Below are 10,154 nucleotides of genomic sequence, written 5' to 3' on the forward strand. Positions count from 1 at the left end.
ACGTGTCCATTGAAAAGAACAAGCCACGACTCCGGTCGTGGCTTTTTTGTGCGCTGTGTCTATGGACGGGGACTTTCCCTCTCCCTTCGGGATAAGGTCAGGATGAGGGGGATAGCCCCTCGCTCAGCAGGCTATCCAGACGTGCTCGCACTTTCTCCACCAGTGCCTGATCGCTACCGCGCCAATCGATGCAGCTTGTCAGCGTAATGGAGGTTCCCGCCATAAAGCGCAGCTCGCCGCCCGCCAGCTCGTAGAAGCGGCTCGCCATTCTGGTTCCCTCATCCACATCACCCGCCACCAGCAGCATGGCTTGCGCCAGCACGGCGCCCTGGTGATCCTGCCCCGGCGCCAACCAGCGCTGGGCGGTACCGGTGATCTTGCGCCCCCCGATCACCAGATTGTACTGACCATCGCAAAAGGATCCGGGCACGAAGTCATAGCTTCCCTCAAGGCCGTACTCCGCCAACAGGGTCAGCAGCGGCGCCCCCAGCAGCCGGTAGTAGTGGGCGAGATCTGTGGTGGTGCGGGGCAGCAGCAGGGATAGGTTGAGGATCCCCGCCCCGTGGGGCACGGCGGTGCCGCCGCTGTCGCGCACATGTACCGGCCAGCCTTCAGCTGCAAGTTGCTGGCAGGCGGCTTCGTAATGGGGGAGGCGAGTATCCTTGCGAGTGACAATCAGGCATTGGGGGGCCTGCCAGAGGTGAGCGCGGGGCTGGCCGTCATGGGCGCAGTCGCGCAGCCAGTGCTGCTCTTGTGCCAGTATCTGTGCGGGTGAAGCGGTATCGGGGAGGGGAGAGAGCAGGCGATAGGGCATGGCGGCATCCTCAAAAAAGGCTGCCCAGCACACTACCCGTGGCGACTGGCAAGGTAAAGCCCCGCAGTGCGGGGCTTGAGTCTGCTATCGGTTGATTACGTCTCAGGAGTGGCGCGCTTCGCGCTTGGGCAGCAGCAGGTTGAGCACGATGGCGGTAATGCCACCGGTGGCGACGCCGTAGGAGAGCACGCTCTTGGCCAGCTCCGGCAGGTGTTGCAGCACTTCCGGCACCTGCGCGACCCCCAGCCCCATGGCCAGCGACACTGCCAGGATCATCAGGGCGCGGCGATCCAGCTCCTCGCGGGCAATGATGCGCACCCCGGCGGCGGCGATGGTGCCAAACATGACGATGGTAGCTCCGCCCAGCACGGGCTCGGGGATCTGTTGCACCAGACTCGCGACAGCCGGGAACAGGCCGAGCAGGGCCAGCATGGCGGCGATAAAGAGACCGACGTGACGGCTGGCGACGCCGGTCAGCTGAATGACGCCGTTATTCTGGGCGAAGGTGGACATGGGGAAGGTGGAGAAAACCGCCGCCAGCATGGAGTTGGCACCATCGGCCAGCACGCCGCCTTTGATCCGCTCCATATAGACAGGCCCTTCCAGTGGCTCGCCGGAGATATCCGAGGTGGCGGTCATGTCGCCGATCGCTTCGAGCGCCGTCACCACGAAGATGATGGCGAGCGGCACGAACAGCTGCCAGTCAAAGCCTAGGCCGTAGTGGAGCGGAATGGGCACCATCACCAGCGGACCGTCGAAGGTGGGGGCGCTCACTTTGCCCAGCAGCAGTGCCACGGCATAACCCGCTAGCATGGCGATCATGATGGCGGAGAGGCGCAACCAGGGGTTGCGACTGCGTTGCAGCAACACGATCAGGCCGAGCACCAGCAGGGAGAGGAAGAGGTTGGTGTGGCTGGCGAAGCTGCCATCAGAGAGGGCTGCATAGCCGCCGCCCATGCTGATCAGGCCCACTTTGATCAGGGTCAGGCCGATCAGCAGCACCACTATGCCGGTGACCAGCGGGGTGATGATCCGTTTCACCAGATGGAGGAAGCGGCTCATCACCACGATAGTGAGTGCGGCAACCATCATGGTGCCGAACAATGTGCCCAACAGATCCTCGGTGGGCATGGCGGCCTGTTTGAGGGCGAGACCGGAGGCGATGATGGGGCCGAGGAAGTTGAAGCTGGTACCTTGCACCGAGAGCAGGCCGGAACCGATGGGGCCGAAGCGGCGGGTTTGAATGAAGGAGGCGATGCCGGACATGACCAGCGACATGGAGACGATATAACGGGTGTCGGCGGCAGGGAGGCCGAGGGCATTGGCGATAATCAGGGGCGGGGTAATGATGGCGACAAACATGGCGAGCATATGCTGCAGGGCGGCGAACAGCGTCTGGGGCAGAGGCGGGACATCCTCTATGCCATAGACCAGTTCGCTATGGGCTCGCCTGGGTGGATGTGCCTCTCGATTGGCGCGTGTGACAGCAGCCTGTTCCATAAGTACCTCGAATTGTGTGGGGAGGGGGAGAAAATTGGGCGCTATTGTAGTGATTGAAATGAGGCTGACCAGCGCTAATTATGCAAAAAAAGGTTTATTTTTTGATGGGTTGAAACGTTTGCGCGCTGCGATTATCATCTGTCGGTTTGTGTGACCGACCTCTCCTTTTTATTCTCCCCGCTAATGACAATTTTACCACTTTGTAGGTGTAGAATGAGCCCTCAGTATTCATCATGGAGACTCTGGATGCTCAAGTTGTCAGAGTTCTGGAGTGCGAGGGTTCACTCCGAAGACTTTACTCGTACTCGCATGGGCTTTATGACGGTGCGTTTGCGCCTGCTGACCTGCTTGCTGATGCTTGGATTGCCCGCCTGGGCCGTGGTGGATTGGTTGACCTTGCCCGCCGTTCATTTCGAGCAGCTGTTTCAGGCCAGGATCTTCTGCACCCTGGCGCTCTCGCCACTTATTCCGCTCTCGTACCTCATCCACTTCAAGCGAGAGCGAATGAAGCTGGCCCTTGGCTACCTGATGGCCGTGATGATGCTCTTCTCCCTCGTTTGCCTGAACAGCTTTGGCGCCGGACAGGAGTTGCAGGCGGGCTATGCGGCCTTTCCCTATCTGCTGATCACCCTGTTTGCCATCTTCCCCATCCCCCTCTCCCTCGGCTTGCAACTGGCAGGCGTGGTACTGGTGACCATGCTGCTGGGCCACTGGCTGCTGGTGGGCCAGAGCATCTGGAGTCAGGCCACCCTGAATCAGGTGTGGGTGCTCGGCATGTTTACCATGGCCAGTTGCTGGGTGCAGTGCGGCCAGCTCAATATGCTGCTGCGGCTCTATCGGGAATCGACCACCGATGAGCTGACCGGCATGATGAACCGCCGCCTGCTGATGAAGCAGCTGGAGCAGGCCAGAATCCGGCTGCAACTCAAGAAGAAGCCCTTTGCGGTGATGCTGCTGGATCTCGATCGCTTCAAGCGGATCAACGATATCTACGGCCATCTGGCGGGGGATGCGGTGCTCAAGGAGGTGGCGACCACCCTGGGGGAGCAGCTGGAGCCTGATATGGTGCTGGGGCGCTATGGCGGCGAAGAGTTTGCCATCCTGATGCACAACTGCGCCGATCCGGCGCTGGCGAGCAAAATGGCCGAGCGGCTGCGCATTGCTGTCGAGGCGCGTCTAGTGAAGAGTCCCACCTCGGACGAATTGCTGGAGGTGACGGTGAGTATCGGGATTGCCATGGCCCGTTGTGATGACACCATCGATATTCTGATCAACCGTGCCGACGAGTGTCTCTATCAGGCCAAGATGGCGGGACGCAACTGCGTGGTGGTCGAGGGGCAGAACCGCGCAAAAACAGATGCCGCCTGAGGGCGGCATCCTGTTGGCAATGAGCTGGCGAGATCAGGCCAGCTTGTACTTGCCGGAGAGCTGCTGAGCCAGAAGCTTGAACATGTTGAAGACCGCCATGGTCTTGCCGGTCGGGGTACCATCTTCGGCCAGGAAATACTCCCCCTTGAACACCAGAATATCCCCCTTCTGCTCCACCGAATCGGCGCGCATACCGTGGATGAAGTCTTCATGCTCTTTGATGATCTTGTTGGCCATCTCAAGCAGGGCCGTCTCGGTGATCAGCTCTTTCTGTGGTTGCATGCTCGTCTCCTTAAACGACTACTGGACAGGGAAACCGTGGATCCCTGTCTCTGATTGAAGAGGCGCCCAGCATACTGCAAACAGGGTTTTTCTGTCATTGATATGACCCCGATTTGTGGCTGTTTATCCGATCACCAGATTCTTCAACCAGCAGCGCTGGCGAATACGGCGCTGCACCAGCAACACCTTGCTGAGCTCCTCCAGCAAGACCACTGCCACCACCCAGGAGAGGGGCCAGCCGAGCAGCGTGACCGCCACCCAGGCGAGCGGGATGCCGATGCACCACATGCCGACGATGTCGATAAAGATGCTGTAGTTCACATCACCGCCAGAGCGCAGCACCCCGATGATCCCCACCATGTTGAACACCTTGAGCAGCATCCCGAGACACATAATGCCGAGCACCTGACCCGCTTCCATCATCAGCTCGGGGGGCAGGTTGCCGACCCACTGCAACAGGTTGGCTTGCAGCAGCCAGACGATGCTCCCCACCAGTAGCGCGCCAATCGGTGCCAGCAGCAGGAACAGCTGGGAGTGCTGCCAGGCGACCTCGTACTCCTCGGCCCCGAGCCGGTGGCCGAGCAGGGTGGAGCAGGCCACCGCCAGTCCGAAGAAGAGGGAGATCAGGATGCTCTCCAGGGTGCCGAGGGTGGTCATGATGGCCAGCGAGTCAGTGCCAAGATGGGCGTAGAGAAAGCCGTAAATCAGCATGCCGAAGGCCCAGAGGCCGTCATGAAACAGCAGCGGCAGGGCGATCAGGGTAAAGCGCACCACCTCCTTGCGCTTGAAGGCGGCTAGCCAGTCTGGTGCGCGCGGGATCAGGCGCGCTTCATAACGCTTTACGTAGAGCAGCAGCAGGGCTGTCTGCAGCAGCCGGGAAATGGTGGTGCCCCAGGCCGAACCGGCCACTCCCATCGCCTCGAAGCCGAAGTGACCGAAGATGAGGGCGTAGTTGAGGATGACGTTGGCGATGATAGCGATAATGCCGATGCGGGTCGGCGCGGCGGCATTGCCGACCGAGCGCAGGGCTGATTCCAGCGGCACCACGATGGCGGTACAGAGGATGGTGGCGCCGGTGATCATCAAGAATTGATCCGCCAGTGCCCGCAGCGCCGGATCCTGACTGGCAAAACCCAGTACGCTGCCCGGTGATAACACATAGATGAAGGCAAAGGGCAGGGTGACCAGCAGAGCGCCCACTATGGCCAGCGCCAGGGAGCGGCGCACCCCGGCCATCTCCCCGCGCCCGAAGTATTGTGCTGCCAATACCGAGACCCCGCCCGCGAGGCCCGCTATCACCAGCAGATTGAAGAAGAAGACCCGGTTACCCAAGCCGACCGCCGCCACAGCCGTGGTGCCAAGCTGGCTCACCATCATGATGTCGATGAGGCCGAGCAGGGAGAACATCATGGATTGCAGCGAGACAGGCAGAGCCAGCCGCCACAATCGGGTCATGAACTCGCGATCGGTGGTTTGTTTTAAAATCGCTTGCCAATAATTCATAGTTGTTAACCGGGTATGAGAAAAGCAAGGTTTGTCAGGGGTATGATAGGGGCTGACGAGGCTCTTCTCACTGTGAGCAGTTCTCGACTTTCTTGTGTAAAAATATCCTGTTGAGGTGTTATGCCATTTGCCAGCGAGTGTCTGGAGATAGCGCCAGCCTGTGAAGAGCAGATGCTGGGACGTGAAGGGCTGCCCCTGCTCGGCGAGGCGGGGATCTTCCTGACCGGCCTCTCCCGGGTGCGGGATCACTACCTCATTCGCCGCAATCGCCCCGAGTTTCACATCCTGATGGTGAGTCACGATGAGGGTGGCGCGCTGCTCACCGACGAGGGGGAGCAAGCCATTCCGGCCGGGTCACAGATTTTCCTGCCCGCCGCCGTCCCCGGTGGTCTCAAGCTGATTGGCGAAAGCTGGCAGATCAGCTGGATTTTGCTCGATGACGTGCCGCGCTGGCAGCATCTGCACCGCCTTGGCCACCGTATCTGGCAAGGGGATGGCGGCGATCAGCTCTACCATCTGCTCAGCCTGATGCAGGGGGAAGGGGTTCGCTCCCCGCTGCAACCCCAACTGCTCAGCCTGTTGCTGGCGCTGCTGGAGCGCACCCTGCAAGGGGAGGTGCGCGGCACCCCTGAACTCAGATTACAGGCACTGTTTCGCCGGGTGGAGGCGCGCCTGGACGAACCCTGGAGTGTCGCCCTGCTGGCCCGGCAGATGGCCTGCTCGGTGCCCCATCTGCATCGCCTCTGCCAGCAAGCGTTCGGTATGGGGCCGATGGCGAGGGTGACCGAGCTCAGAATGAACAAGGCGCGCCAGCTGCTGCTCTATACCAACTGGCCACTTGGCGAGCTGGCGGCCCGGGTCGGTTACAGCGATGGGGCCAACTTTGCCAACCGCTTTCGTCGTCTGACTGGTCAGACCCCCGGCGCCTTTCGTCGACTGGGTCGCAAACCTTTTGCAACGGATGTGCAAACTCTTTGAAATTAATGAGACAAGCCCCTAGGATCGGCGGGTCCCTGCGTCTAGCTAACCGTTTAGGTACCAAGATCCATGTTTGAAGATAATAACCAGAAACGTCCTCTCTACATTCCCTACGCCGGTCCCGCCCTGCTGGAGACCCCTTTGCTCAACAAGGGCAGCGCCTTCACCAGCGAAGAGCGCAGCAACTTCAACCTCGAAGGTCTGTTGCCCCAGAATATCGAGACCATCGAGGAGCAGGCCGAGCGCGCCTATCGCCAGTTCATGGCGTTTGGCAACGACATGGACAAGCACATCTATCTGCGCAACATCCAGGATACCAACGAGACACTGTTCTACCGTCTGCTGCACAACCACCTGACCGAGATGCTGCCCATCATCTACACCCCGACGGTGGGCAAGGCGTGCGAGGAGTTTTCCAACATCTATCGCCGCGCCCGTGGCCTGTTTATCTCCTATCCGGACAAGGACAGGATCGATGACATGCTGCAAAACGCCACCAAGCAGAACGTCAAAGTGATCGTGGTGACCGATGGCGAACGGATCCTGGGTCTGGGTGACCAGGGGATCGGCGGCATGGGCATTCCCATCGGCAAGCTCTCCCTCTACACCGCCTGTGGTGGCATCTCGCCCGCCTACTGCCTGCCGGTGGTGCTGGATGTCGGCACCAACAACCAGCAACTGCTGAATGACCCCTTCTATATGGGGTGGCGCAATCCGCGTATCTCGGGAGATGAGTACGCCGAGTTTGTCGATGCCTTCATTCAGGCGGTCAAGCGCCGCTGGCCCGACATCCTGCTGCAGTTTGAGGATTTCGCCCAGAACAACGCCATGCCACTGCTCAACCGCTACAAGAACGAGCTCTGCTGCTTCAACGACGATATTCAGGGTACTGCTGCCGTGACCCTGGGCAGCCTGATCGCCGCCTGCAAGGCCTCCGGCGCCAAGCTCTCCGAGAAGCGGGTTGCCTTCCTCGGGGCGGGCAGCGCCGGTTGCGGCATTGCCGAGCAGATCGTGGCGCAGATGAAGGCCGAAGGGCTGACCGATGCCCAGGCCCGCAGCCGGGTATTTATGGTGGACCGCTTCGGTCTTATCACCGACAAGATCCCCAACCAGCTCGACTTCCAGCGCCGTCTCTCCCAACCGGTGGAGCGCATCGCCGACTGGCCGGTGGGTGACAACATCTCCCTGCTGGAGGTGATGGAGCACGGCCGCCCGGACATCCTGATCGGGGTCTCCGGCCAGCCGGGGCTGTTTACCGAAGAGGTGGTCAAGACCATGCACAAGCACTGTGCCCGTCCCATCATCTTCCCGCTCTCCAACCCTACCTCACGGGTCGAGGCGACGCCGGCAGACCTTATCCGCTGGACCGACGGTCAGGCGCTGGTGGCCACCGGCAGTCCGTTTGCACCGGTGGAGCACAAGGGTAAGCGCTACGTCATCGCCCAGTGCAACAACTCCTTCATCTTCCCGGGGATTGGCCTTGGCGTCATCGCCTCCGGCGCCACCCGGGTGACCGATGCCATGCTGATGTCGGCCAGCCGTGCGCTGGCGGAGTGTTCGCCGCTGGTGAAAGGGGAGGAGGGCTCCCTGCTGCCGGATCTGGCGGATATCCATCAGGTCTCCCGCTACATCGCCAAGATGGTGGCCAAGACCGCCATGCTGCAGGGCAAGGCGGTGCAGACCCCGGACGAGGTGATCGATCAGGCCATCGACGCCAACTTCTGGCATCCGGAGTATCGCCGCTACCGCCGCACCTCGTTCTGATTTCTGCGAAAAGACGCAAAGCAAAAGGGATGCCTCGGCATCCCTTTTTGCATCCTGAGGGGATGCAGCTTCATCCCCTTAGTGTTGTCAGACGTGGTTACTGGGTCACTTGCTGCACGCCGGTGACGCGCACTTCTACGCGGCGATCCGGCGCCAGGCAGGAGATCAGCTGAGCCTTGCCCTTGACGCTGTTGCACTGGGTGCCGGTGACCGGATTGGCTTCACCACGACCTTCGATGGCAACTTTGCCAGCCGGCAGACCTTTGCCAACCAGGAAGTCGGCTACGGTACGGGCACGCGCTTCGGAGAGTTTCTGGTTGTAGGCATCAGAACCGATACGGTCGGTGTAACCGACGACCACGGCGCTGCCATCTTTCGGCTGAACATCAACGATCTGCTGATACAGCGTATTCAGCGCTGCGACACCTTCTGGCTTGAGGGTGGATTTGCCAAAGGCAAACAGCACGTCAGAGCTCAGGGCGAAGTTCTTGTCGACCAGTACCGGCTCGGGAACCGGCTCAGGCGCAGGGGCGGCAACCGGGGCAACATAAGAGGTACGGTTCGGGTGCATCACCAGCTCCAGGGTCGCGACGCTCATATCGCTCTCCCAGGTTTTCTGCTCGTCACCCAGATTCCACAGATAGCGGTAGCGTGCTTGCACATCTATAAGGTCGGAGAGCTTGGCAGTCAGACCTAGGCCCGCCAGCGGCGCAGTGCCGTTGTCGCTGTTGCCATTGCCGTTGACGTGATTGAAGTAGGCACCACCTTCAGCAAACACCGAGAAGATGTCGCCCAGCGGCAGGCGGGCGATACCGGAGAGGGTGGCACCCTGGGTTTTGAAATCTGCACCGTCAACGCCCGCTTTACCGGCGTAGAGGTAGCCCAGCTCAGCTGCGTAGTAGTCGTTGAAGTTGTAACCGCCGAACAGGCTCAGCGCGGTGGCATCTTTGTCAGTGTCTTTGCCAAAATCATCCAGACCGTGGGCATATGCCCAACCTGCACCAACACCGGTGTACCAGTCATCGGCAGCCTGAGCTGTGGTGCCTGCGGCGGCGAGCGCCAGTGCAATCAGGGTAGGAGCCATTTTGAGTTTCATCGGTTTATCCTCGTTGTGTTAGCCCATGTCGGGCAATGCACTTATTGTTATTGCTGCGAAAAATCGCCAGCAAAGTGGATAGCGAAGGCTCTGGACTCTCATGATGCAGTGGCGTCATGGACAACAGACCGGACAAGAAGCGCTTTTTAGTGCTTATCCAATACCTTACAGGCGCAACTACTTTATGCTTTCGAGACGGGGCAGGCAAGGGCAGGGAGGCGGGAGTGAGGGGTTCAAGCGAGAGCTATATATCTAGTCCTGAAATAGGTTTACACATTTTCAACTAGCATTTCTCTACTCAGAACCCCCTATGTACTGCATCGGGGGTTCTGTATTTCAACGCATGATGCGGCCGCTCCGCGTTGTAAATATCCACTGCTTCACGCACCATTTCCCGCGCTTGCTTCAAATCCTGCGGGCTTTGCAACAATAACTCTCCTTTCAAAATCCCGTTCACCCGCTCCGCCAACGCATTCTGGTAACAGTCATACCCATCCGTCATCGAGCATTTCACCCCGTACCGTTCATGTAATGACTGATACAGCACAGAGCAATACTGCACGCCGCGGTCCGAGTGATGGATGAGTTCACCGCCGCCACGCCGTTGCTTCAGTGCTTTCTTGAACGCCATCGCCACCGATTCGGCGTGCATCCCTTCGTGCACGTGATGGCCCACTATCTTGCGTGAGTACGCATCCGTCACCAGGCTCAGGTACAGCGGTCCGCTCCTGGCTGGCAGATAGGTGATATCAGTGACCCAGACCTGCTCCGGGGCCACCGGTGTGACCTGCTCTGGCCCCGCCTTGAGCAAGTTGGGATGGCGGTAGAAACGGTGAAAACTGTGGGTGG

Annotated in this window: 9 protein-coding genes; 3 read left to right on the forward strand and 6 right to left on the reverse strand. The window is 60.1% G+C overall.

The features are described from left to right. Positions 1 to 97 precede the first annotated feature (97 nt). Complete coding sequence (locus tag AB5Y84_RS11290; RefSeq protein WP_368176957.1) at positions 98 to 814, reverse strand: protein ligase; 717 nt, start codon at positions 812 to 814, stop codon at positions 98 to 100. Positions 815 to 916: 102 nt separating this feature from the next. After that, positions 917 to 2,314, reverse strand: coding sequence for a nucleobase:cation symporter-2 family protein (locus AB5Y84_RS11295; protein ID WP_040066712.1), 1,398 nt, complete (start codon positions 2,312 to 2,314; stop codon positions 917 to 919). 246 nt (positions 2,315 to 2,560) lie between these two features. Here AB5Y84_RS11295 and AB5Y84_RS11300 point away from each other — a divergent pair, with 246 nt between their 5' ends. Then, the gene (locus tag AB5Y84_RS11300; RefSeq protein WP_368176958.1) at positions 2,561 to 3,682 is read left to right on the forward strand and encodes a GGDEF domain-containing protein; all 1,122 of its coding nucleotides are present in this window, start codon (positions 2,561 to 2,563) and stop codon (positions 3,680 to 3,682) included. Positions 3,683 to 3,715: 33 nt separating this feature from the next. Here AB5Y84_RS11300 and AB5Y84_RS11305 read toward each other — a convergent pair whose 3' ends face one another. Together AB5Y84_RS11305 and AB5Y84_RS11310 are read right to left on the reverse strand one after the other, a co-directional pair. After that, positions 3,716 to 3,964 (reverse strand): YciN family protein, encoded by a 249-nt coding sequence (locus AB5Y84_RS11305; RefSeq protein ID WP_005338382.1) that lies wholly within the window; start codon positions 3,962 to 3,964, stop codon positions 3,716 to 3,718. Between the two features lie 123 nt (positions 3,965 to 4,087). Next, positions 4,088 to 5,467: an MATE family efflux transporter gene (locus AB5Y84_RS11310; RefSeq protein WP_368176959.1), complete on the reverse strand. Its 1,380-nt coding sequence runs from the start codon at positions 5,465 to 5,467 to the stop codon at positions 4,088 to 4,090. 120 nt (positions 5,468 to 5,587) lie between these two features. Between AB5Y84_RS11310 and AB5Y84_RS11315 the strand changes: the two genes are divergently transcribed. Further along, on the forward strand, positions 5,588 to 6,445 hold the full coding sequence (locus tag AB5Y84_RS11315; RefSeq protein WP_368176960.1) for a helix-turn-helix transcriptional regulator: 858 nt from the start codon (positions 5,588 to 5,590) through the stop codon (positions 6,443 to 6,445). A gap of 69 nt (positions 6,446 to 6,514) precedes the next feature. After that, complete coding sequence (locus AB5Y84_RS11320; protein ID WP_005338379.1) at positions 6,515 to 8,209, forward strand: NAD-dependent malic enzyme; 1,695 nt, start codon at positions 6,515 to 6,517, stop codon at positions 8,207 to 8,209. Positions 8,210 to 8,306: 97 nt separating this feature from the next. Here the strand turns inward: AB5Y84_RS11320 and ompA are convergent, their stop codons facing one another. Both ompA and AB5Y84_RS11330 read right to left on the reverse strand, forming a co-directional pair. Then, on the reverse strand, positions 8,307 to 9,305 hold the full coding sequence (ompA, locus tag AB5Y84_RS11325; RefSeq protein ID WP_263084379.1) for a porin OmpA: 999 nt from the start codon (positions 9,303 to 9,305) through the stop codon (positions 8,307 to 8,309). A 298-nt stretch (positions 9,306 to 9,603) separates the two neighbouring features. Then, on the reverse strand, positions 9,604 to 10,154 hold a 551-nt coding region (locus tag AB5Y84_RS11330), incomplete at its 5' end, for an IS3 family transposase (protein ID WP_368176961.1).

The organism is Aeromonas sp. s11, assembly GCF_040907945.1.
GTDB classification, from domain to species: domain Bacteria; phylum Pseudomonadota; class Gammaproteobacteria; order Enterobacterales; family Aeromonadaceae; genus Aeromonas; species Aeromonas veronii.

Coding starts and splice junctions, on each gene's coding strand:
- AB5Y84_RS11320 (WP_005338379.1), top strand. CDS start 6,515: ATGTTTGAAGATAATAACCAGAAACGTCCTCTCTACATTCCCTACGCC.
- AB5Y84_RS11295 (WP_040066712.1), bottom strand. CDS start 2,314: ATGGAACAGGCTGCTGTCACACGCGCCAATCGAGAGGCACATCCACCC.
- AB5Y84_RS11315 (WP_368176960.1), top strand. CDS start 5,588: ATGCCATTTGCCAGCGAGTGTCTGGAGATAGCGCCAGCCTGTGAAGAG.
- AB5Y84_RS11310 (WP_368176959.1), bottom strand. CDS start 5,467: ATGAATTATTGGCAAGCGATTTTAAAACAAACCACCGATCGCGAGTTC.
- ompA (WP_263084379.1), bottom strand. CDS start 9,305: ATGAAACTCAAAATGGCTCCTACCCTGATTGCACTGGCGCTCGCCGCC.
- AB5Y84_RS11290 (WP_368176957.1), bottom strand. CDS start 814: ATGCCCTATCGCCTGCTCTCTCCCCTCCCCGATACCGCTTCACCCGCA.
- AB5Y84_RS11300 (WP_368176958.1), top strand. CDS start 2,561: ATGCTCAAGTTGTCAGAGTTCTGGAGTGCGAGGGTTCACTCCGAAGAC.
- AB5Y84_RS11305 (WP_005338382.1), bottom strand. CDS start 3,964: ATGCAACCACAGAAAGAGCTGATCACCGAGACGGCCCTGCTTGAGATG.